The 23,413-nt window shown below is 38.6% G+C and carries 23 protein-coding genes and 1 pseudogene; 15 read left to right on the top strand and 9 right to left on the bottom strand.

Annotation, left to right across the window (positions count from 1 at the left end):
* The 12 genes from LQ201_RS01330 (at position 1) to LQ201_RS01275 (ending at position 8,955) form a co-directional block, all read left to right on the top strand.
* Positions 1–420 carry a hypothetical protein gene (locus tag LQ201_RS01330; protein ID WP_230144047.1) on the top strand — a complete coding sequence of 140 codons (420 nt, stop codon included), beginning with the start codon at positions 1–3 and terminating at the stop codon, positions 418–420.
* Positions 410–799: a DUF1801 domain-containing protein gene (locus LQ201_RS01325; RefSeq protein WP_230144048.1), complete on the top strand. Its 390-nt coding sequence runs from the start codon at positions 410–412 to the stop codon at positions 797–799. The genes LQ201_RS01330 and LQ201_RS01325 overlap by 11 nt, the downstream gene beginning before the upstream one ends.
* Positions 800–1,146: 347 nt before the next feature.
* Complete coding sequence (locus LQ201_RS01320; protein ID WP_230144049.1) at positions 1,147–1,527, top strand: DoxX family membrane protein; 381 nt, start codon at positions 1,147–1,149, stop codon at positions 1,525–1,527.
* 100 nt (positions 1,528–1,627) lie between these two features.
* Complete coding sequence (locus LQ201_RS01315) at positions 1,628–2,059, top strand: DUF2147 domain-containing protein (protein WP_230144050.1); 432 nt, start codon at positions 1,628–1,630, stop codon at positions 2,057–2,059.
* Between the two features lie 7 nt (positions 2,060–2,066).
* Positions 2,067–3,086 (top strand): YCF48-related protein, encoded by a 1,020-nt coding sequence (locus LQ201_RS01310; protein ID WP_230144051.1) that lies wholly within the window; start codon positions 2,067–2,069, stop codon positions 3,084–3,086.
* A gap of 153 nt (positions 3,087–3,239) precedes the next feature.
* Positions 3,240–4,058, top strand: a complete 819-nt coding sequence (locus LQ201_RS01305) for a DUF475 domain-containing protein (protein WP_230144052.1) — start codon at positions 3,240–3,242, stop codon at positions 4,056–4,058.
* 103 nt (positions 4,059–4,161) lie between these two features.
* Positions 4,162–4,866 carry an HAD family hydrolase gene (locus tag LQ201_RS01300; RefSeq protein WP_230144053.1) on the top strand — a complete coding sequence of 235 codons (705 nt, stop codon included), beginning with the start codon at positions 4,162–4,164 and terminating at the stop codon, positions 4,864–4,866.
* Positions 4,853–5,689, top strand: coding sequence for a phosphoribosyltransferase family protein (locus LQ201_RS01295; protein ID WP_230144054.1), 837 nt, complete (start codon positions 4,853–4,855; stop codon positions 5,687–5,689). Before LQ201_RS01300 ends, LQ201_RS01295 begins: the two co-directional genes overlap by 14 nt.
* A 2-nt stretch (positions 5,690–5,691) precedes the next feature.
* Complete coding sequence (locus LQ201_RS01290; protein ID WP_131531209.1) at positions 5,692–6,246, top strand: TerD family protein; 555 nt, start codon at positions 5,692–5,694, stop codon at positions 6,244–6,246.
* Between the two features lie 4 nt (positions 6,247–6,250).
* Positions 6,251–6,865 (top strand): TerD family protein, encoded by a 615-nt coding sequence (locus LQ201_RS01285; RefSeq protein ID WP_230144055.1) that lies wholly within the window; start codon positions 6,251–6,253, stop codon positions 6,863–6,865.
* 22 nt (positions 6,866–6,887) lie between these two features.
* On the top strand, positions 6,888–7,985 hold the full coding sequence (locus tag LQ201_RS01280; RefSeq protein ID WP_230144056.1) for a toxic anion resistance protein: 1,098 nt from the start codon (positions 6,888–6,890) through the stop codon (positions 7,983–7,985).
* 7 nt (positions 7,986–7,992) lie between these two features.
* Positions 7,993–8,955, top strand: coding sequence for a hypothetical protein (locus LQ201_RS01275; RefSeq protein ID WP_230144057.1), 963 nt, complete (start codon positions 7,993–7,995; stop codon positions 8,953–8,955).
* A 522-nt stretch (positions 8,956–9,477) separates the two neighbouring features.
* Here the strand turns inward: LQ201_RS01275 and LQ201_RS01270 are convergent.
* Both LQ201_RS01270 and LQ201_RS01265 read right to left on the bottom strand, forming a co-directional pair.
* On the bottom strand, positions 9,478–10,341 hold the full coding sequence (locus tag LQ201_RS01270) for a dienelactone hydrolase family protein (protein WP_230144058.1): 864 nt from the start codon (positions 10,339–10,341) through the stop codon (positions 9,478–9,480).
* Positions 10,342–10,403: 62 nt separating this feature from the next.
* Entirely contained in the window at positions 10,404–11,408 is a 1,005-nt protein-coding gene (locus tag LQ201_RS01265; protein ID WP_230144059.1) for a phosphotransferase enzyme family protein, read from the bottom strand.
* Positions 11,409–11,517: 109 nt separating this feature from the next.
* Here LQ201_RS01265 and LQ201_RS01260 point away from each other — a divergent pair, with 109 nt between their 5' ends.
* Positions 11,518–11,829, top strand: a complete 312-nt coding sequence (locus tag LQ201_RS01260) for a hypothetical protein (RefSeq protein ID WP_230144060.1) — start codon at positions 11,518–11,520, stop codon at positions 11,827–11,829.
* Positions 11,830–11,847: 18 nt separating this feature from the next.
* Positions 11,848–12,111 (top strand): annotated as a pseudogene (locus LQ201_RS01255) (2OG-Fe(II) oxygenase); the annotation flags it as partial.
* Positions 12,112–12,525: 414 nt separating this feature from the next.
* Here the strand turns inward: LQ201_RS01255 and LQ201_RS01250 are convergent.
* The 7 genes from LQ201_RS01250 to LQ201_RS01220 form a co-directional block, all read right to left on the bottom strand.
* Positions 12,526–13,467: an AraC family transcriptional regulator gene (locus tag LQ201_RS01250; protein WP_215131852.1), complete on the bottom strand. Its 942-nt coding sequence runs from the start codon at positions 13,465–13,467 to the stop codon at positions 12,526–12,528.
* A 26-nt stretch (positions 13,468–13,493) separates the two neighbouring features.
* Positions 13,494–14,594 carry an efflux RND transporter periplasmic adaptor subunit gene (locus tag LQ201_RS01245; protein ID WP_230144061.1) on the bottom strand — a complete coding sequence of 367 codons (1,101 nt, stop codon included), beginning with the start codon at positions 14,592–14,594 and terminating at the stop codon, positions 13,494–13,496.
* A 13-nt stretch (positions 14,595–14,607) separates the two neighbouring features.
* Entirely contained in the window at positions 14,608–17,892 is a 3,285-nt protein-coding gene (locus tag LQ201_RS01240) for an efflux RND transporter permease subunit (RefSeq protein ID WP_230144062.1), read from the bottom strand.
* Between the two features lie 13 nt (positions 17,893–17,905).
* The gene (locus LQ201_RS01235; RefSeq protein ID WP_230144063.1) at positions 17,906–19,297 is read right to left on the bottom strand and encodes a TolC family protein; all 1,392 of its coding nucleotides are present in this window, start codon (positions 19,295–19,297) and stop codon (positions 17,906–17,908) included.
* A 673-nt stretch (positions 19,298–19,970) separates the two neighbouring features.
* Positions 19,971–20,390, bottom strand: a complete 420-nt coding sequence (locus LQ201_RS01230) for an SRPBCC family protein (protein ID WP_230144064.1) — start codon at positions 20,388–20,390, stop codon at positions 19,971–19,973.
* 257 nt (positions 20,391–20,647) lie between these two features.
* Positions 20,648–21,166, bottom strand: coding sequence for a protease (locus LQ201_RS01225; protein ID WP_230144065.1), 519 nt, complete (start codon positions 21,164–21,166; stop codon positions 20,648–20,650).
* A gap of 276 nt (positions 21,167–21,442) precedes the next feature.
* On the bottom strand, positions 21,443–22,636 hold the full coding sequence (locus LQ201_RS01220; RefSeq protein ID WP_230144066.1) for an SGNH/GDSL hydrolase family protein: 1,194 nt from the start codon (positions 22,634–22,636) through the stop codon (positions 21,443–21,445).
* Positions 22,637–22,781: 145 nt separating this feature from the next.
* Here LQ201_RS01220 and LQ201_RS01215 point away from each other — a divergent pair, with 145 nt between their 5' ends.
* Complete coding sequence (locus LQ201_RS01215) at positions 22,782–23,012, top strand: hypothetical protein (RefSeq protein WP_230144067.1); 231 nt, start codon at positions 22,782–22,784, stop codon at positions 23,010–23,012.
* The last annotated feature ends 401 nt before the right edge of the window (positions 23,013–23,413 follow it).

The following is a 23,413-nucleotide window of genomic DNA, read 5'->3' as shown; positions in this document are numbered from 1 at the left end:
ATGAGAAACAACAGGCTTAATCTATTAAATCCCTATATCGGCAGATGGAAAACAGAAGGTTTAACAAAATCAGGTGATATTATTACCGGAACCGATACCTACGAGTGGGTTGATGGTGGTTTTTTCTTAATACATCAGGTAGATGTTATGTTAGGTGATAAAAAGATCCGATCATTAGAAATTACCCACTATGATGATATGGAGGATGTTTTTAGGTCGCAATCGTTCGATAATGAAGGCAATATCTCAATATCTACCCTCAAAATTTATGATGATATCATTTTAATATTTGCCGATACTGAAAGATTTAAAGGAAATTTCAAAGCCCATACGATTGAAGGGACATGGGAAAAATTTGATGGTAAAAACTGGGCACCATGGATGGATATCAAATTAACAAAACTTGCAAATGAGCAGTAAGTGGCACAAGCAGAAAGCAGATCAGGTTGATCATTACATGGAAAAACTCCAGCATCCTTTTAAACAGGAAGTCGAGCGGTTACGAAGTATCATGCTGAATGCAAATCCTAAACTACAGGAAAGAGTGAAGTGGAATTCACCAAGTTTTTTTTATGTAAAAGATCTGGCTGCTTTTAACCTTAGGGCAAGTGGATATGTGCAGATCATTTTTATTTTTTACGATGGAAATATGATTGAAGACTCATCTTTATTACAAGGCAACTGGAAAGATAGGCGCGAAGCAAGGTTTTACAGTATGGCCGATATTGAAGCAAAACAACCTGCGCTTGAGCAGTTTGTGAATAATTGGGTTAAACTAATAGCGCCAAATAATAATTAACCAACCCAAGGAAAAAAACAACAAAACAATGGCAACAATTAACACATGATGATAATGGAGATAGCCTTGAGTCCTAGTTCGTGGTCTGTTTTATTAATTAAGTGTACAACAATATAAATCGTGGGTGCGGTAATGTAAATCGCGGGTGCAATAATATAAAGAGCGAATTAGATAATAATGGTCAATGGCTCATGGTTAATGGACTATGAGTATTAAACATAAAACCATCAAACAAAACAGATTAACTTATTATTACATCCATGTACTAATGCCCAATGTACCAATGACTAATGAACTATAAATAACTTTTATTATTTTTAAACTTAGAAACCAAAAATCAAAACACTATGAAAATTGCAGTTATTATTGTACGCGTGCTTCTAGCCGCTATGTATCTTTTTGCTTCTGTAAGCTATTTTCTTAATATAATGCCTAAGGCACCAGAAATGACAGCGGCCCAAACCAGTTTTATGACAGGTATAATGGCCTCCGTTTATCTTTTTCCGTTAATTAAAATAACAGAACTGTTATGTGGTATAATGTTATTAATTGGTAGAACTGCACCACTAGCATCAATCATCATTTTTCCGGTTACCTTGAATATCTTTTTGTATACCGCATTTTTGGCCCAGCCTAAAGATCTTCCGATGTCAGCAGTAATGTTATTGTTTAATTTGTTCCTGCTTTATGCGTATCGTGCCAAGTATCTACCGATCGTTTCAAAGTAAATTTTAGGGTTTTCAAACTTTCTCATACTTTTTCTCTTTATTTAGTGTTTCGATATAAGGTGTAATTATTATCTTTAGAAACTAACTAGAAATAAAAAATATGAGAAAGTTACCGTTTTTAATGCTGCTTTTTGTTGCAGTATCGTTTTCTGCATTTGCACAGAACAAAGATGCTATTGTAGGTAAATGGCTTAATCCATCAGGCGAAGGGCAAATAGAAATTTATAAAAAAGGCGATAAATATTATGGAAAATTAGCTTGGATGAAGGAACCCAATTTAAATGGTAAACCTAAATTAGATGCTAAAAATCCTGATGAAAAACTACAGAAACGCGCTTTGTTAAATCTGGAAATATTAAAGGATTTTGTTTACGAAGATGGCAAGTGGACTGATGGAACAATTTACGATCCGAAAAGTGGTAAAACATACAGCTGTAACATGTCTTTAAAAAGTAACGATGTGTTAAACGTTCGCGGTTATGTAGGTATTTCTCTTTTAGGCCGATCAGAAACTTTTAGACGGGTAAAATAATTTATAGATGAAGAAAATTTTATGGTGCCTTTTAATGGCACCTTTTTTTTGCACCGCGCAGTCGTATTCCTTTAAACCCTTAAATGAGAATGCCAAAACCAGTTTACGGGGTTTAAGTGTCGTTTCAGATCGGGTTACCTGGGTAAGTGGTAGTAATGGATCGGTAGGTAAAACTACTGATGGTGGTATAACCTGGAAATGGTTAAAACCAAAAGGTTACGAAAAAATCGATTTCAGGGATATTGAAGCTTTCGACGATAAACAGGCCATTATAGTGGGCATTGCATCGCCGGCATATATTCTGAAAACCGTTGATGGCGGCGAAACCTGGACAGAAAATTATAAAAATGTAGATTCTGCCATATTTTTGGATGGGTTAAGTTTCTGGGATAAAAATAAAGGGCTCATTTTTGGCGATCCCATAAATGATAAAATGCAATTGCTTAAAACTGTAGACGCAGGTAAAAGCTGGCAAGATATTTCAGCAAATTTAAAAACCAATTTGGCTAAAGGTGAAGCGAGTTTTGCAGCCAGCGGCACAACCATTAAAACATTACCTGGTGGCAAAACCTGGATTGCAACAGGTGGAACGGTATCTAACATTTACTTTTCTCCAGATTATGGACAAAACTGGCAGGTATTTAAGTGCCCCATTTTGCAGGGCGAAAATAGTACGGGTCCTTTCTCGATCGATTTTTGGAATGAAAAAATGGGTGTAACTGTTGGCGGAAACTATGTAAAAGATAAAGAAAATACCAATAATATTCTTTTAACGAGCGATGGAGGCAAAACCTGGCAAAAGCCAGCTACCCCGGTTTTAGGCTTCAGATCGGGCGTAACCTATATTAATGCTAAAACCTTAATTGCTACAGGTACTTCAGGAACAGATATTTCTACTGATGGCGGCCAAAACTGGGAACATATTTCTGATAAAAGTTTTAATGCTGTTCAAAAAGCAAAAAAAGGTAAACAGATTATTCTGGCCGGAGAGAAAGGTAATGTCTATCAACTGGAGATCAGCAAATAAATTTCAGTCCTATTGCGTAACAGTTTTATTGATTAAGTATCTAATCAGTAAAACGATTCAATAAATAAAAAAGATTGAAGCATCGGATTGATAAAATTTTGTTTCTTTGCTGTCAACTAAAACTTTAATTAAAAACATACACACACTCGCTCAATGGATTTTTTGCACACAATTTTAGGTGACGATATACAGGCCGGACTATTAATTATTTTGAATTTAATTGTGATCGAAAGTTTGCTTTCGGTAGACAATGCTGCTGTTTTGGCTACTATGGTAATGGATTTACCAAAATCGCAAAGAGAAAAAGCTTTAAAATATGGCATTATTGGCGCTTATGTTTTTAGAGGGATCTGTTTGTTCCTGGCTGCATGGCTGGTTAAAATCTGGTGGTTGAAACCACTTGGTGGTTTATACCTATTGTACCTGGCTTTCGATTATTTTAGAAAAAAGAATAACAAAGGCAAGGAAGACGAAGAAGAGGAAGTAGACAAAAGCAAAAGCTGGATTTATAAATCTACTGTTGGTTTAATGGGGAATTTTTGGGCGACTGTCGCTTTAGTAGAGGTAATGGATCTGGCTTTCTCTATCGATAATGTTTTTGCTGCTGTGGCTTTTACCGATCATATCTGGTTAATCTATATTGGTGTTTTTATCGGGATTTTGGCTATGCGTTTTGTAGCACAGGCATTTGTTAAACTGATGGAGAAATTTACCTTTTTAGAAACGATAGCATTCATCGTAATTGCTGTTTTAGGCATTAAACTTACTTCATCGTTGGTAACGCATTTCTATCCCGAATCGCCAATTTCTCATGCTATCGAAGGTGAAAAAACAGACCTTTTTGTCTCTGTTTTTACAGTAGCCATTTTCATTATACCAGTATTAACATCCTTATTATTTAACTATCCCAAAAAACACAAAAGCGATATCATCATTTCGGACGATGCCGAAAAGGTATTGGATAAATCTTAAATTATAAGGCTTATCTGTGATAAATCTTACAATTAAACGTTGGTAATATTACAATCAAATTTGTAATATTAGAATTTATAAACAGATTAGGAAACAGGTTGCAATGGCTTTTTACAAACATTACTCATTCGATCTTTGGTTAACGTTGATTAAATCAAATCCAGCGTATAAACAGGAACGGACGCAATATTTTTACCGGAAATTTAATACTAAGCATAAAAATTTAGCAGAAATTGCTGTTATTTTCCGTCAGGTGGATTTAATGGTAAACGCCATTAATGAGCGGACAGGTAAAAATGTAGATGCTGATGAAATGTATTTAATGATCATCAGTATGATCAATGATTACGATTTCAATTTTCATGATGTGGATCTGCAGGAGATTGATCACGACATGGAACAACTGGTTTTTACCCACATGCCTTTGCTCTATAGCGAAAGCTCTTTAACCGTATTGGAACAGCTTAAATCAACAGGTTTAAGTTCGACCAATATTTTAAGCAATACTGGTTTTATAAAAGGGAAAACCTTAAAACAAGTAATCAGTCATTTGGGGATCGATCAGTTTATCGATTTTCAACTGTATTCTGATGAAGTAAGGATGTCTAAACCCAATACCGGATTTTTTCAGTTGATGTTAGATATCATCGATAGGGAAAAACATCCGGAATTAATGCTAAAAGATGTAATCCATGTTGGCGATAACCCGCATGCTGATGTTCGTGGGGCGGAAGCAATGGGAATTAACAGCATGCTCATCAATTCCAATCACCTATCTATCTCAAGCTTACTCTATGATACCGTATAATTTCTCACTCCATAAAATAGACAATACAGTCGATTTTGGCTTTAGTGCCGACGATTACAGTCGCTTTAAGTTTGGCGATGACCTGGTGGCCCGATCTTTTGGAAAAGAACTTGCCGATGGTTTTATCCGCTATTATCTGGCGGATAATGTGATTACCGATCAGATTGTGGTTATTTCTAGTCCTTATAGTTTTATTCCAACGGCAACCTTTGCCATGAAAAACTATTTCGTTTGCCAGCTTAACCGTTGGCTGGTCGAAAATGGTGGTTTGTCGGTACAGGAAACCAAAGTGCACAGAACCATTACTTATAAAGAAGATTATGGTGAGTTAAGTGCCGAAGAAAGGCTTTTACTGATTGGAAACGATTCATTCCATATTGACAAAGATTTTCTCACGGGTAAAACACTTTTATTTCTGGACGATATCAGAATTACCGGAAGCCATGAGCGGATGATCTTAAAAATGGCTAAAGAATACGGTTTAAAGAACGAAATGCATATGCTTTATTTCGCCGAACTGGTCAATAAAAATATCCATCCCAATGTAGAGAATTTTCTGAATTACCATCAGATCAAATCTATTTTTGATCTGGAAGAAATTATTGATAGCGGCAATTTCAGGTTTAATACCCGTATTGTAAAATACATTTTAAATACTACTTCGAGCAGTTTTAATCTGTTTTTAGAACGTAGAAGTACCGATTTTATCAATCAGCTTTACGATCTATCCCTGGGGAATAATTACCATACCATAGAAGCGTATGCTAAAAATTTACATCTTATAAAAGATTATATCAAAAACAACAATTATAAATTAATTTAAATATGGCTATTAATTTGCAAAAGGGGCAAAGAGAAAATATCGATGCTCCTAAATTTACAATAGGTTTAGGTTGGGACACCAACAGCTCTTCAACAGGTTCTGCGTTCGATTTAGATGCTTCAATTTTTTTACTAAACGACCAGAAAAAACTGATTTCAGACGAAAACTTTGTATTCTACAATAATTTGGTTTCTCCAGATGGTTCGGTAGAGCATACAGGTGATAACTTAACCGGTGATGGTGATGGCGACGATGAGCAGATCAAAATTGATTTGACCAAAGCTGATGCTAAAGTAAACGAGATCTGTATTGTGGTAACCATCCACGATGCTGACAACAGAAGACAAAATTTTGGTCAGGTTAGAAATTCTTTCATCCGTATTTTCGATGCCGTAACCAATGAGGTGATCTTAAAATACGAATTAGAAGAAGATTTCTCTATCGAAACGGCAGTAGAATTTGGAAGAATTTATAAACGCGAAGGTAAATGGAAATTTGAAGCCGTTGGCGTAGGTATGAAAGGTGGTTTACAGGATTATATAAACAAATATCAATAATATTATGGCAATCAATCTTCAAAAAGGACAGCGCATCAGTCTAGAAAAAAGTAATGGTAGCAAACTTCAGAATGTTTGTGTAGGCATTAACTGGGGTGCCATCGAAAAGAAAGGCCTTTTCGGTTTCGGATCATCAAAAGAAGCGGTAGATTTAGATGGAAGCTGTGCATTATACAACGAAAACAAACAGCTTTTAGAGGTAGTTTATTTCGGTAACCTAAAATCTAAAAATGGTTCTGTAAAACATAGCGGCGATGATTTAACTGGCGATATGGGTGGCGATGATGGCTTAGATAACGAGGTCATCACGCTTGATTTTTCTCAGTTGGATGCCAATGTAAACTATGTTGCCTTTGTATTGAATAGTTTTAGGGGACATGATTTTGGTACAATCCCTTTTGCTTCAATCCGCATTTATGAGGGCACAACTAAACGTGTTAACGAAGTTTTTGCTAAATTCGATATTGCTAACGGAGCCAACTTTGCTGGTCACGTATCGATGGTAATGGGCGTTTTTTACAAGAAAAACGGCGAATGGAAATTTAATGCCATTGGCGAACCAACCAAAGATAAAAAACTCGAAGATACCGTTAAAACTGTAACACAAAGCTATTTATAAGCCGCTGGTAATTAATCAAACTATGGAAACCAACCCAAACGTTACCCAAGCCCTTACTCCGGTTAAACTGGACAAAGATGGCAATGTGGATCTTGAGAAAATAACCTCAGAGGAAACGCTTAAATACAATGAGATTGGAAAATCGTTAGAACCATCAGATGTAAATTCTATCCTGAATTACGGAAGCGATGCCCAAAACTCAATGGAAAAATACAGTAACGAGTTTTTATCGTCTGTGCGGACCTATAACAGTGGCGAAGTTGGTGGTTTAATTAACGAACTGCTTACCGAACTAAATTATATCGATGTTTCAGAATTGGAGCAAAGTGCATTTAAGAACTTTATTTCTAAAATCCCGTTTTTAAAGAGCCTTGTTGTTGATGTGAAAAAACTTTTCCAGAAGTATGATGTAGTGGTGAATAATATTGATAAAATCACCAACAAAATTAAAGCTGGAAGGTTAAATTCGATTAAAGATAACAGTTCGCTGCAAACCATGTTCGATAGCAATGTTGGTTACATCCACCAAATGGAAGAATTGATTATTGCCGGGCAGATGAAATACAACGAGCTGAATATCAAACTTGCTGAGATGGAAGGCCGGCCTGCCGATTACCAGGATTATGAAATTGCAGATTTAAGGGATTTTATAAGCCGTTTGGATAAAAGACTGGCTGACATGAAGATTGTTCGTTTCATTATGTTGCAATCTTTGGCGCAGATCCGTGTGGTGCAGAACAATAATACTTCAATTGCAGAAAAAGCACAGTCGATAGTATCTACAACCATTCCGGTGTGGAAAAACCAATTGACCATTGCTGTTGCTTTACAAAGGCAAAAAGCCAACGTAGAGATGCAGAAGAAAATTTCGGATACCACGAATACCATTTTGCAGAAAAATGCAGAGATGCTGAAACAAAACAGTATCGATGTAGCCAAAGAGAATGAAAAAACAGTAGTATCTTTGGAAACCTTGAAACAAACCACTTCATCGTTGATTGAAACGCTTAATGAGGTTAAACAGATCCATGAAGCGGGTGCACAGAGTAGAAGAGTGTTAGATGGCGAACTTAAAACTTTGGAAACAGAGTTGAAAAAGAACGTTACGAGGGTGAGTTGATTAAAATATGGATGAATACCGTTTAAATATTATCAAAAAATCAAGCGCAGAGATCAACCGTTTACAGTTGCTCTCTGTGTTTTTTGATGATGAGGTGATTTATAAAATTTATTTAAGAAGCCAGGTTATTCATCAACTTTTTGCCAACAACGAAGAATTAGAGATCGAAAAATTAGATCTTTTCCATCTTCAGTTTACCGATAGCGTGATCGAACTGCTCAAAAAGATTAAAAAGAGCAATGAGAAAAACGTATCGCTCATTTACGATGAAATTGACCTGAATGAAGAGCTGATCGACCGCATGGCAGGTGCGCTTATTGATCAGAAAAGTTTTCAGCAGGATAAACAGAAGCAATCGTTAAAAGTGAACCTATCGCTGCGGAAACTATTCAGTGTGCTTTCTGAGCTCAGTTCCGATTTTCCCTTTTCTAAAAATATCAATGTTTTTGGTTCCAGATACGCCAACGATTTTTATTTCGATCTTAAACCGGATCAATTTGCTAAACTGATTGATTTTCAAAGTAAACAGGTGTATACCAATGTTTATGCGACCATCGAGAAAAAATTGATGGGCAAATTGTGTAAGTACGATTTTCGGACCGAATTTTATATTGGTTTAAAATCGGGCGAATTGGTAATTGAAGTGTATAAATTTTTGGATATAGAGAGTTATTACCTGTTTTTTCCTAGCAGAAACCTGTTCTTGTTCTGCGATTTAACCATTTTGAAAGATTTGGATATGTCTAATAATCTTTCAGAACGGGAACGGATTGTACAGGAACTGCAATATAAAAACGATAAGTTAAAAAGTAACGCAGCGGTTTTAAAGACGGCAATTCCGAATGAGGTTGTTAATTTGTTAGAAGATAGTTACAGTAAGATATCTGACATCAATTTCTTGAACCACCTCAATAATTTCGATGTACAATCGAATATTTTGAAGACCATGCTGAAGACGGATTTGTTTTAGTTGGTTTTTACCACCTAAGACACCTGAGCGCAGCTAAGAAGTATCGTGCCGATAAACTATCACTATCGCAAGAAATCGTCATTGCGGGGAGGAACAACCAAGCATTCTTACAACTAAGGCTTTATGCTAGCTTAGTTAAGTTTTGGAAATCAATTATAGCACTTTTCGGTATTGGCAGTCCCGCTTTTTATTCCAAGTCCTTGCTCGTGCCTCGCTGTGGGCTTTACATTGCAATCGGGTTTAAGGGGTAGAGTTAGTTGTACTATTAAGGTATTCTACCTGCCAACATTGTTAAATAAACCCGACAGAGCGGAATAGCCCGCAGCGCAGCGAGGACTATAAGCGATGGCGGGACCACAGCACCTATGAAACACCGAACGCACGTTTTCAAATAGAGAAGCCGGCATTGTGGAGAGGAACGACGAAGCAATCTTAAAACGTTTGTTAATCATCCTTTCGCATTAAGATTGCTTTGTCGGCCGAAAAAGCCTTCTCGCAATGACGATTTTGTGATAGGAATTACTAACGCGTCAACACAGCCAGTTTCTGTTTAAACAGATCAATAGTTCTGCTCCAGGCTAATTTTGCTGCCGTTTCGTTATATCTGGTAGGTGAGGTATTGTTGTTAAAGGCATGGTTTACGCCATCGTAGATGTAAATTTTGTAATCAATTTTATTGTCTTTTAAAGCCTGCTCATAAGCTGGAATCCCGGCATTAATGCGTTCATCCAGGCCGCCATAATGCAACATTAAACTCGCTTTAATTTTAGGAACATCCGCCACATTGGCCTGCGCACCATAATAAGCAACAGCTGCCTGCAATTTAGGATCGTTAACTGCTAATTTATTGGCCATTGCACCGCCCCAGCAAAAGCCAACACAGCCTACTTTACCATTGCCGTCTTTTCTATTGCGTAAATAGTCCAATCCTTTTAAATAATTCTGTAAGTTCTTTTCAGGATCTAATTTACCGATCAACTCGCGTCCCTTATCTTCATCTGTCGGGGTTCCACCAAGCGGCGAAAGGGCATCAACACCAAGGGCCAGGAAACCTTCGGCGGCAACACGTTTGGTTACATCAATAATGTGTGGATTTAAGCCCCTGTTTTCATGAATAACCAGTACGCAGCCTAAGTTCTTTTTGCCTTTTGGTTTGGCCAGTACAGCTTTCATTTCACCATCAACTCCAGCGTAGGTAATATTTTCAACTTCGATATCATCACTGTTAAAATCTGCTGCGGCGGCATAATTATTCTCTAGCATCGGCAGAATAGTCATGGCCAATGCTGAGCTACCCGCCAGGATAGCCAGCTTTCTCATAAAATCTTTTCTGCTTACCTGACTATGGGTATATTCATCGTACAGGTTGATTATTTTCTGATCCATCTTATTGGTTTTGAATTACCATACAAGATAAACAAGGATGGCGAGATTTGAGGTAGCATTGCCTAAAAGTTACAATACATTTCTTCCCATTTTTTAACCAGCGTTACACGGTGTTTCGTATAACGAGGGGTTAAGAAGGCATTCGACCAATCATCGTAATTATCATAAAAGAATTTAAGGAAGAAAATATGAAAGGTGATCCCGAGATATGGAATGGCTTTTAATTCATCATCAGTTAACGCCCTAACTTGCTGGTAAGCATTTAAAAAGGTATCGAAATCCTTTTCTGCCTGCTCTTTGGAGATTAGGTTATTCAATTGATGGAAGAAATAATGGTTAAGGAACGACATTAAATCATTAATCAGGTAGCCCTCACCTGCAAAATCGAAATCAAAAAAGGTAATTTTTCCCACTTCATCAAAATGGAAATTCTTTGGAAAAAAATCATAATGGCAATAGCCATAGCTGAACTTTGAAATATCAAATCCTTCGAACTTTTTAACCACTTTATCGGCAATATTGGTCAGGTAGTCAAATTCCTCAGGCATTTCTGTAAAATGAGATTTTAAATCGCGCAAAGGCTCAAACAAGGTCGTTTCAAAGTTGAATACCGGTCTTGCATTATTCAGCTTTATTGAAGAAGCACTTTGGTGCAAGGTGGCAATGTCTTGCCCCAATTGAACAAGATGTGTATTTTCCAGGTTCAAAATTACCTTTCCTTCAGCAAAAGAAAACAGTACGCCGTTTCTTAAGCCTTCTATGGCGTTAAACTGTTGAATTTGTTTCCCATTTACATCGGTTATGGGGTAGGAAACTGAGTTTCCATTTGCTTTTAAAATATTGAGCAGTTCTACTTCAGCTTCGATTTCATTGCGTTTGCGGTGTGCATCGCGGTAGATTTTGAAGATGTATTTCTGACTTAGGTTTTCCAGGATATAAGTGTCGCTTACATTTCTGATGAGTAGCCGGCAGGTTGTAGATGGATCTAACCGGTAAGCTTCAATTAAATGATCCTTTAAGGCAGCGGCTGATAAGGTGGAGTATTGTGCGGGGAAAGTGTTTTGCATAAGTAGCGCTTTGGGGGTTCAAATATAAATTTTAGAAATGACATCTTAGCCATTAAATAAGAGTACCTTACACGCCTTAGGGATATCGTTTTAAGATTAATACAATCTGTTGGAAAAAATATTTGATTGCCTTATCGATGGTTTTATCGAGGATAAAGTGGGCATTGCCGAAAACTTTTTAAGTGTTTCTTTAGCAGCCCATCTTAAAGATAACCTGATCGGGTTATTTGAAAATAAAAAACTTTTAAATGCTGGCCTGGGTAACGATACGGTTGTGAATCAAAACAAGTTGATCAGAAGCGACGTGATTTACTGGTTAGACAGAAAGCATAATAACCAATACGAAAATGATTTCTTCGATCTGATGGACGAATTTGTGGTTTATTTAAACCGTACCTGTTATACGGGGATCACCGGATAAGAATTTCATTATACACTTTACGAATCGGGTACTTTCTACAAAAAACATATCGATCAGTTTCAAAACAACGGAAGCAGACAATATTCGATGATTATGTATCTGAATAGCGATTGGAAAATAGAAGATGGGGGAGAGCTACGTATTTATCATGTTGATGAGGAACAGCATATCTCGCCCAATAACGGTAAAAGTGTTTTCTTTAAAAGTTCAGACCTGGCACACGAGGTATTGCTTACGAATAAGCAAAGGATGAGTATTACAGGCTGGTTAAAGGTCGGTTAATTTTAATCCTTACTATCAAAAAAAAAATGCTAATACAGGCGATTCTCATTCAAAGGTGTGTCCTGCTGTCCCGATTCTATTACATCGGGATCAGCATCTTTTTTTGAAACATTATTAATAAGACCCTGAAACAAGTTCAGGGTGATGACTCCCTCCGTAGATTCCAGGGTTCGTGACACTCCGTTGCCATAGGTAGATTTTAGTAAAAGGGTCGTCATTGCGAGGAACGAAGCAATCCTAAAGCGTTCGCTACTAGCGATCGTTGTAGGATTGCTTCGTCGGCAGAAAAAGCCTTCTCGCAATGACAATCCTTCGTTGCTTATGACACTAAAGATGATAAATAAAAAAGCGCCGTTTCCTCATTTGAGGATTGGCGCTTCACTTGTTAAACGACTAGGTTTAATACGGTTATGATCAATTTGCTCTAAAGCCCTTTGGGGTACATTGCATCTGACGTTTAAAAAAAATATTAAAATTTGCGGGGTATTCGAAACCTAAACAATAAGCGATCTGTGCGATATTCCATTCGGTATGTTTCAGCAAAGCCACGGCTTCGGTTGCTATCCTTCTCGAAATGTGCTCAGAAGTGGTTTTGCCCGTTACTTCTTTTACCGCATGGTTTAAGTGATTTACATGCACCAATAAACGGAAGGCGAAATCGTGGGCTGTTTTCAATTCTAAAATATGCTCTGTAGAACCAATGGGGAACTGCCTCTCTAATAATTCGATAAACAATGAAGTTAAGCGCGCCGATGCATTATTCTGTTTAAAGATAACATCCTGAGGTTTTACCTTTAGTGCTTCGTGAACAATAAGTTGTACATAGTTTCTTAACAGATCGTATTTATGGATGTAATCGCCATCCATTTCTTTCATCATTTTAGTAAAGATATCTGTTAAGATAACTTCCTGCTCTTCGTTAATATGAATTACCGGGCTATCATTAATGCGCCATAATAAAGAATCGCGAAGGGTTTCGTTACGGTTATGGATAAAATTCTCGGTAAATAAACAGAAGAAACCAGCAGGTTTTGGTGAAGTACTTTCCCATGAATATGGAATATTCGGATTGGTAAACAGTAATGCCCGTCCTTTAATTTCAATCTGCGCATCAGGGTAATGCAAAATCCCATTGCCTATGATCAGCGAAATCTTATAAAAATCTCTGCGGCTAAAAACAGATGGAACGTTACTGCAAACAGTAGTTCTGTTAAAAACATTAAAGTGCCCGATATCATTGATCATTCCTAAACTTGGCGTAGGAATTTCAGGCCTTGTGATTTTTAATTTATTGTAAAAATCCTCTAATGTTTCCTTTTTTTGAAGGGTAGAAAGCTCTTGATTTTTTGATAACATATTTTAAGTGCTTAATACAGGTAAAGTTATGGTTTAATCGTCATTCCTTCATGCATTTCCTCGGTCGGTTCTGCCACTAATTTGTCACCTTCTGCTAAATCGCCGAAAACTTCTACCTTATCATCGGTTTCACGGCCTTTTTTTACACCCACTTTAACCGCTTTATTATCGGCTACTTTTAACACGAATAATCCTTCGCTGGTATCCAATAAAGCTTTTTTGGAAATGATAAAGGTGCTGGCATTGGCCGGAAGCGGAATGTTCACTTCAGCAACCATGCCCGGTAATAAAATCTTCGAAGCATTTGGTACATCCATTTCAATGCGTTCAGCACGTAAGCGCAAATCTAAAGCGCCTGATAAACGTTTCACTTTAGCCTTAAAGGTCTGGCTAGGCAAAGATTTAACGGTAAAACTAATCTCATCGCCAGCTTTTAAATATCCGGTATAAACTTCTGGAATGGAAACGGTCAAACGCAGGTTTTTCTGATCCTGTAAAGTAAATAGTGGTAAATCAGAGCCTTTACCTGTTGGACCAACATAGGCTCCTAAATTCACATTTCTGGCTGAAATAATTCCGCTGAAAGGTGCCCTGATGGTTAAATAATCCTGAATTGAACCCACTTCTTTGTAAGCCGCTTTTGCTGCCTCGAGTTGTGCAAGGTCTGCATTTTTTTTTGCCATTGCCTGGTCCAGGTCGTTTGTAGAGATCGTTCCAGGGGTTTTACTGGTTTCGTACAAACGGTTATAATTTGCTTTGCTCGCCGTATAAATGGCCTCCTGTGCTTTTATCCGCGACTGTGTTGCAGCCAGTTGGGAAGTCATTTCAGGTGCTTCCAAAGTCATCAATAATTGGCCTTTGCTTACTTCTGAGCCGATATCAACTTTTAGGGTTTTTACAAAGCTGCTTACTTTCGCATATAGATCAACCTGTTGCAAAGCAATTAATTCGCCTGGTAAACTCAGTTTGGTGGATAGCTTCTCTTTTTTTAGATCGAAGGTGGCTATAACTGCTTCTTTTTCTTTTTTGGGTGTTACTTTCGATTCGGAGCGCCCGCAGCCATACATGGCCGTTAACACTAAAAATCCTGTACTTAATAATCCTGTTGAAAATATCTTCGTATTCATTTATAATGATGATTTATTCTTTTTCTTGTAAACCTTTAATGTAATGGATGCTTTCTTCGTCTTCCGGATCAAGCGACATCGAATTGGTAGTCTGTTTTCCCTGAACCCATGCAAATACCAACGGCAGTATAATGAGTACGGCGAATGTTGAGGCCAGTAAACCACCAATAACGGCTCTGCCTAGTGGAGAAACCGCTCCACCACCTTCACCATGACCGATGGCCATTGGCAACATACCCGCGATCATCGCAATACTCGTCATGATAATTGGGCGCAAACGTAATGCTGCAGCTTCGCGTGCCGATTCGAGCGCATTGCCATTATGCTTTCTTAGTTGCTCGGCATTGGTGATGAGCAATACCGCATTGGCGATAGATACCCCGACCGACATGATAATCCCCATATAAGATTGCAGGTTTAAGGTTGATCCGGTAATGGTTAATAACAATAGTGAACCTAAAATAACTGCTGGTACAGTGGCTAAAATAACCAATGGAACTTTAAAAGATTGGAAATTAGCGGCCAGCATCAAGAAAATTACCACAATGGCCACAAATAAGCCAGATTGTAAACTGTCTAAAGTATCTGTTAGTACTTTGCTTAAACCTATTGCGGTAACATTTAATCCCCTTGGCAGTTCGCCGACGTCTTTGATGGCTTTTTCTACATCTTTTGATGCTGCTCCCAGATCCATATGGTAAAGGTTTGCCGTTACCGATAGGAAAGGCATAGCACCAATGTTATCGTTTTCGCCAGCCGTTGTATCAGGAGTAATTTTTGCCACATCACTTAAAACCGGTCGCGCCGAATTTTTCAATAGCGGAATTTCTCCAATATCATCTTTACTGGTCATTTGGTTAAGTGGTACCTGAACCTGAACACTATAAGGCAAAGCCGATTTTTCATCTAACCAGATATTTTTGTCCGTATAACGTGATGATGAAGTTGAGGCAATCAATGATCTAGAAATATCGGCCATATCTACCCCGATCTGTGCCGCACGGGTCCTGTCGATATCGATATTCAACGATGGATATTTAATGGGCTGTGCGAGCTGAACATCGCGCATGTAAGGTATTTCCTTCAGTTCTGCGAGGATTTTATTGGCATACTTTTCATTCAGCTTTTTGTTTTTGCCTGCAATACGCACTTCAACAGGAGTAGGAGAGCCTTGGCTCAAAACCTTATCCGTTAGCTCTATCGGTTCGAAAGAAAGTTTAACATCAGGCAGAACTTTTTTGATTTTCTCCCTGAACTGATCTTTAAAATCGTCCATATCTTCCTCGAAATCTTTTAAACTCACCTGGAAAACAGCTTCGTGTGGGCCTGCCATAAACTGATAGATGGGGTTTACCGAAAACTGGGCAGGGTGTTGGCCAACAAAAACAGAAGAGATGGCCATATGCTCTTCGCCGACCATTTTTTTCAGCTCAGATAAAACCACATTCGCTTTTTCTTCGGTACGTTCTAAACGTGTTCCATCGGGTGCACGTAAACGCAACTGAAACTGACTTGAATTAACTCTCGGCAAAACATCGCGACCAATATTGGCCAGTAACAGGGCAGCTAAACCGATAATTACCACCAAATAAACCAAAACGACAGATTTTCGGTAAGGCAGTATCCGATCAAGGAAACGCATAAAACGGTTCCGGAACCGATCAAAAAAACCAATTTTGCCATTGCCACTAAAATCTTCACGTTCAACCAGTACTCTTTTTTGGTTCAAGGTATCTTTTTCCGATTCGAGTGTAATGCCAGTTGCGGCAAAATCAGCTTCATCCTGTGTAATGCCCGGGTGATGTTCACTGCCTTTTTTAGGGTGTGCAACCATTAGCCAGTTGGCCATAATTGGTACGAAAGTTTGTGATAACAGGAACGAAACCACCATCGAAAAGCCGATTGCCAATGCCAAGGGTAAGAATAATGCCCCTGGAATCCCTGTCATGGTAAAGGCAGGTGCAAATACGGCAAGGATACAAAACAGGATTAACAATTTAGGGAAAGCGATTTCCTTACAGGCATCCCAAATGGCCAGGGCCTTGGGTTTGCCCATATCAAAATGCTGGTGGATGTTTTCTATCGTTACAGTCGATTCATCTACCAGAATACCAATGGCTAAAGCCAATCCGCTCAGCGTCATGATATTGATTGTTTGTCCGAACAATTTTAGAAACAAAACACCAGCAATAATAGAGGTTGGAATGGTGAGGATTACAATCAATGCCGCACGTTTATCGCCCAGGAAAAGCAAAACCATCAAACCTGTTAATATCGCACCGATTGCGCCCTCACTGATCAGACTTTTTACAGCGTTGATTACATAAACAGATTGGTCGAACTCATAAGAAAGCTTAACATCTTCTGGTAAGGTATTTTGGATGTTCGGTAGATTTTTCTTTAAGTTTTTAACCACATCCCAGGTAGAGGCATCCCCAGATTTAGCGATACTTAAGTATACGGAGCGCTTGCCGTTGATTAAAGCATAACCGGCCACTAAATCGGCTCCATCTTTAACGGTTGCTACATCGCGGAGCTGCAAATTTTGCACACTACCTTTAAATAAGGGAATGTTCTCAAAATCTTTGACCTTTCTAATGGTGTAATTGGTTGGTGTGATATAGTTTTTATCGCCTATCCTCACATTTCCTGAAGGTGCGGTCTGGTTATTTAGCCTGATGGCTTCTACTACTTGATCTACCGTTAGGTTATGGGAGCGCAAAAGTGACGGATTTACATTGATTTCTATCGTTCTTGGACTACCTCCAAAAGGGGCAGGGGAGAGCAAACCTGGTATAGCTGAAAAACTAGGACGCACATAAGTATTGGCCAGATCCTGTAATTCGTTGTTGGTGCGGATAGGGCTGCTTAATACCAATTGTCCAACAGGAAGCGATGAAGCATCAAAACGGATCACGAACGGCGGTTGCGAACCTGGCGGGAAAATAGCTTGCGCTCTTGTAGATAGCGCACTTAGTTCTGCAGCTGCCTGGGCCATGTTGGTGCCCTCGTAATAGGTTAGCTTCATTAACATTAAACCTTGCGTATTTTTGGTTTCGATGCTTTTAATACCGTTTGCAAAAAGCAGGATGTTAACGTACTGTTTACCAAAATAAGCCTCCATCTGGTCGGGAGTATAACCACCAAAAGGGTGCGCAATATAAATTACCGGAAGGTTCATCTGCGGAAGAATATCAACCTTGATCTGATTGATGGCCCCAATACCGAAAAAGAACAATCCAGCTACTAAAACTAAGATGGATATGGGCTTGCGGAGTGCGAAACGGATTAAATTCATTTATGTAGCCAGATTAAAATTCGTTGATAAATATGTCGTAATTGCCGAGTGCTGCCGATTTTAGCAATAAGGCTTGCCAAACATTGGTAAAGGCAATATCCCGATCGGTTTCGGCTCTGTTTAACGTAAACAGGGCCTGTGTAAGATCTACTAACGTGGTAAGTCCGTTTTTGTAGAGCGTATTTTTCTGCAGATAAGCATCAGATGCTGCTTTTACCTGAACAGGTGCTTCTCGGTAATTGGCCAAAGCGTTGGTCAGTTTAGTTTCTGCAAGTGCCAATTGTGCTTTAAGTTGCTGATCAAGCAGATTATATTCTTCCTTTAAGCCCTGGCTAATGTATTCCTGTGCACGTACCTGTGGGCGGTTTTTAAGTAAGGTTGACAGGTTCCAGGTCATTCCTATGCCAATCAAATAGTTTCCGCGGGTAGGGTTTATACCATCAGCATAACTGGTAGAATAAGCAGTCTGATCTAAGGCATAACCCGGACTAAAACCTGAACCACGGCCCTGCATTACTCCGAATAAGCTAAACGTAGGGTAGTATAGTTTTTTGAAATAATTAACCTGTTGCTGGCTAACATCAACACGGTTTTGGTAAAACTTTAATAGTGGATGTGCGCTTTTGATCACTGTATCTTCCAGCAGGTTGCCAGGGATACGTGTAATCGAGGCGGTATCTAACTCGTATGAGGTTGAAGTTAATCCCATTAACACACCCAAACGGTTGGCCTGTTCCTGCTCTAAATCTTTAGCTTTTGTTAGTGCAATTTTGGCATTAGAAACTTCGGCTTTTGCGAAAGAAGAATCTACGCCTGCAATTAAACCGTTTTTAGCCCTGATGATGGCCGTATTTTTAAACGTAACAGCACGATCGAGATTTTTCTGTTGTGATTTGCTTAACCTTTGTGCAGCCAGCAGGTTTAAATAGGCGGCAGAAACACGGATCTCCTGCTGGAATTTTTCCTGTTCCAGGTCATTTTTGTCTCTTTGATAAGCGGCATCGGCAATTTTAATGCGTTCCCTGATTTTTCCAAAAGTGAAGAAATCCCAGTTTACATTGGCCAGATAGAGCCCGCCAAATGCAGCATTCCAGTTTTGTTTATCTAGAGCAGGACCAGATGAGGCCGTTCCCAAACCACCAAGTCCGTATTGCGGTCCGTTTTGGCCGTTAATGGTACCATAATCCTGTTGGGCACTTAAACTGAAGTTCGGTAAATACTCTCTTTTGGCCTGTTGGATAGAAGATTTTGATGCATTGGCATAATTATCTTTGGCCTTAATGGTGCCATAATTGTTTAATGCAGTGTTAACAGCTTGTTTAAGGCTAAGCGTTTGCGCACTTACGCCGATGGATAAACTGATAAAGAATAATAATGAAAAATAAAATAAAGATGTACGAGACATAGTGTATAATTTACACGACAAATGTAAATTATGATCACTATATCAAAGTATTCGGTTCAAATCAAAAATTATGCGAATCAAATAATAATCGAATTGTTACTTAAGGCGTAAAAAGGGACAGTTTCTGCTGCTAAAAACCTGAGTTCGATTATTAAATTATAAAAATAACTATAACACAAGGTTTATTCCTAACCTCATCGTCATGCTGAACTTGTCTTACAAGTAGAATAGTGTTTTCAATTGTCTTGTAGCTACTACGTGGTCAGCATCTTTTTTGGCAGGAAAGACCCTGAAATAAATTCAGGGTGACGACCGACTTAACCCAAACCTGAGTTTAGATAATCAAATCAGTATTTAATTATCGAACTCAGGTTAAAAATAACAAGAGGCTGCATCATAAAAATGAATATTAATGCCAGCGGATTTTTAGTGCTATGTGGCGATGAGGAATCGTCATTGCGAGGAGGCTTTTTCAGCCGACAAAGCAATCTTACAACTATCGCTAGTAGTGAGCGCTTTAAGATTATTCATTTGTGCCGTTGTTTTTAAAGGCATTCATGAGCTCACTCCGTTCGGTTATCTTCGTACCTCGCAATGACGGATTTTCTATTGGAATCTGCAATGATAGCCTGTCTATAACCTGTTATCTTGCAAGACGTTATTAACAACGTGTTTATGATTGTTCTGTATAACTTTTAAAATTATCCAGAATGGCCTGCCAGCCACCACGTTGCATTTCGATCGGATTGGTAGCTTCGGCATCGAAAGTTTCGGTTACCCTGGTTTGTTCGCTCAGTGCGTCAAAAATAATGCTTACGGTTCTGCCATCTTCCATGGTATATTCGATTTTTTTATGCTGATCAACCGTGGTATAGGTTCCGCCGAAATCAAAACTCATGCTGCCATCTTTTGCCGCCATAGTGCTTTTAAATTTACCACCAACTTTTAAATCGTTTTCTGAATAAGGGGTATGCCAATCTGGTGAGGCAAAGGCCCATTTGGTAATGTGATCCGGGTTATTCCAAAATTCCCAAACTTTTTCTACAGGTGCATTTACTGTCGTTTCTACGGTGATTGATGTTTTATTTTCCATGTTTTAAGGTGTTTAATTTTTTAATAAAGTTATAGGAACTTTAACAACTCGGAAAGTGTAAATGCGACAAATTAAGGGGTAATATGCACTATTGTATTGTTTAGCGAAGCTTTACAATTAGGGAAATGGTTAGCTATTGATAAAAAGAATGCACACAGGTAATTAATTTAAAATACCTGTGTGCATCCCCATACGGCCAACTAAGCCTAAATGACTAAAAATTATCGAATATTTTATTCTTTAATCCGAGTTGAATGCTAGTGCAGTTCCGTATAAATAAAGGTTACCGTGTCTTTGGATACTAAGCCGCTCATATTTCCGCCTGTGTAAACTGCCTTATAGCTTGATCCTTTTTTAAGGTCGTAGGCTTTAAGCAAATCGGCATTCGCAACCAAGCTATCACCCGGGTTTACCTTCGAATAACTCGATGCAGGAGGTGGCATTACTCTTTTAGCCATTGCACCTTTATACTGTGCTTCTTCTCCTTTTTCGTTGGTAATGCTTAAATAACTGCTCATTAAAGGCTCGAAAGGTGTATGCCAGATACAGAAAGTTTTTATACTATCGGTATTGTTGTACACTACAAACCTTAGCAATAGTGGATCGCCGGCAGCTACATTGCCATTTATTTTCATTTTAACCTCAAGCGAGTCGGTTTTATTAGCAGTAGTTTGAGACATGCTTTCGCTTTTACTGTTTGCGGTGTTTCTGGTGGCCTCGCTGCAGGCAGACAATAATACTAAAAGTGCTGGGATGATTAATTTGATGTTTTTCATGAGGATTTTGTTTATATAAGCAAATGAGAATTGATATTGTTTGGTTAAACTAAATCGATTTTCTATGTACAGCGCAAATATATAACAACTTATTTGCAGATCAGAAATCTGTTTTCGATAGGTCGTATCAGACATCGTCCCCGTTTGCAACGGGGATTAGCGAGACTCGCATTTATAATGCGAGATAGGAAATATAAAGGCGATAAAATCGCTACGCTCATCCATCCCCGTTACAAACGGGGACGATATATTGATAAACGCTTGTTTTAAAAAATCTTAATTCGAGTTCACTAAAAAGTAAGCAATTCTACAGGCATAACCTGTAGAATTTGAGTTGTGCTGATCGCTGATCCGTACACTTAATTTATGCGTTCGATTAGCCAGTTGATCGCCCAGTAGCAGGTACCATGGCAAATGCAGGCTTGAACTCCATTGGGTGTAAAGATCGATCATTTTTTCTTCTCCGTCATCTATGCGGTAATGAAGTGTACCCGCATCCGGACCTGATAAAATAGCAATCCCCACAGCGTTGCCTTTAAAAATCAGATCGAAGGTACTGTTCCTGGTATTGCTTTCGAGCACTGGAATATTAACAAAACCAGGTCTTCCTTCCAGCCCGTCAGTTGGCTTCCAGTTTTTATTGATGCTAAAAGTATTTAAGTTTTCTGCGCTATTAATGCTAAGGTATTGCCCTTTGGTATAAGCAAATTTATCAATGATTTTAGGAAGGCCTGCAGAAGCTTTCTTGTCGATATTTTTCTGATTTTCATCCAGATAAGTTTTAATGGTATTGAAATAAAGTTGTTGACCAAAGGGTGATGGATGCAGGTCTTTAAAATCGTTCTTCCAGGTAAATTCGCCATTGGCAATACGTTTGTCAACTTCTAAAGCCAGGTTAATAAATGGCAAGTGATAATACTCAGCCAAATCGCTGTGTACTTTTACTTCTGTTGGGATTTTACCTTTATTAAAATCATCATTTTTATCTTCATCTGCAAAAGCCATCATTACGATATCCGTTTTCGGATTTTTAGCTAAGGTGTGTCTGATAATGCCTTCTAAAGCACGGCGCTGTGTTTGTTCAGCGGTTTTGTTGACATGGTCGTTAACGGCCGATTCTAGAAACAGGAGATCAATTTTTCCACTGTCGAGTACATCGCGCTGAAGGCGGAACGCGTGTGGTAAACTGCCCAATGATGGAATACCCGCATTAATGAATCTGAATTTTGTTTGCGGATAAGTTTTGGTTAAATAGTTACTTACCAATCCACGCCAGCCTTCCATATTGGTAATCGACCCGCCTAAAAAGGCAACGGTTACCGCTTCGCTTTTTCTAAATTTTTCTGCTACGGTATGGCTGTAACCGTTAAAAGTGATAAACGATGATGATTGTAACTTGTTTTGCGCAAAGCTTTTGGAAAATAGTGACGTAAACAGTAATGTCAGGCAAAGAAAAGAGGTTAGTTTCATGTTGATTAGAAGAAACCAAAAGTAATAAAATTTATAATTGATCGGACGGCTTAAAGAAATTTGCGTAAACAGAATTGATTTTATTTTTGAGTATGGTTTTAAGGGATTGTCACCCTGAGGGGTAATTTATTGTATAAAAATCAATATGAATGACGTATATATTTGGTTATTGCCCCTTGGCTCAACCTTGCCTCGGCTCGCCGCCGCCGATTGGCTCTTTCTTTTTGCTGTCAAAAAGAAACAAAAAACACCGGCTGAAAATTTTTCTTTCGAAGCAAGTGGGGTGGCTGGTTCAGTGGAACCCGAAAAATTTATTAGGCCGGATTTAAGTAGAACGAAGATATGGTGCTATGGCCTAGTTGGGTGGAATGAATAAATAATAAAACCCTGATTAATAAATAATTACCAAATAACGTCAATGGTAGCGGAGTCGAAGGGTAGTTTAAGGATATTACGAGTTCAATATTAATTAGGAGCGCAATTTGGTGCAACTATTAGGTTTGTTCCCGCTTTCCGTTTTATCCCGATGAATTATCGGGATGCTCATTTCAATCGGGTCTAGGTGGCTCGTTAGGTGGTACTATTTTAGGTTGGGTGCTTACTTGCAGGAGCCTTTGTTTCTAAACCCGGTAGCAGCGGCAGCCTCCGATCCTTTATCGGAGCTATAGCGAATAACGGGGCTGCTGTTCCCGATTATTACTAAACGCTCATTTTCAGAAAAAAAACATAGTTAGTAGGAGAGCAGTGCCAGTACAACATATCTAGGTTTCCTCCCGC

The sequence above is a fragment of the Pedobacter sp. Bi126 genome (assembly GCF_918698245.1).
Lineage (GTDB): Bacteria > Bacteroidota > Bacteroidia > Sphingobacteriales > Sphingobacteriaceae > Pedobacter.
This window is presented reverse-complemented; position numbering and strand designations above follow the sequence as displayed.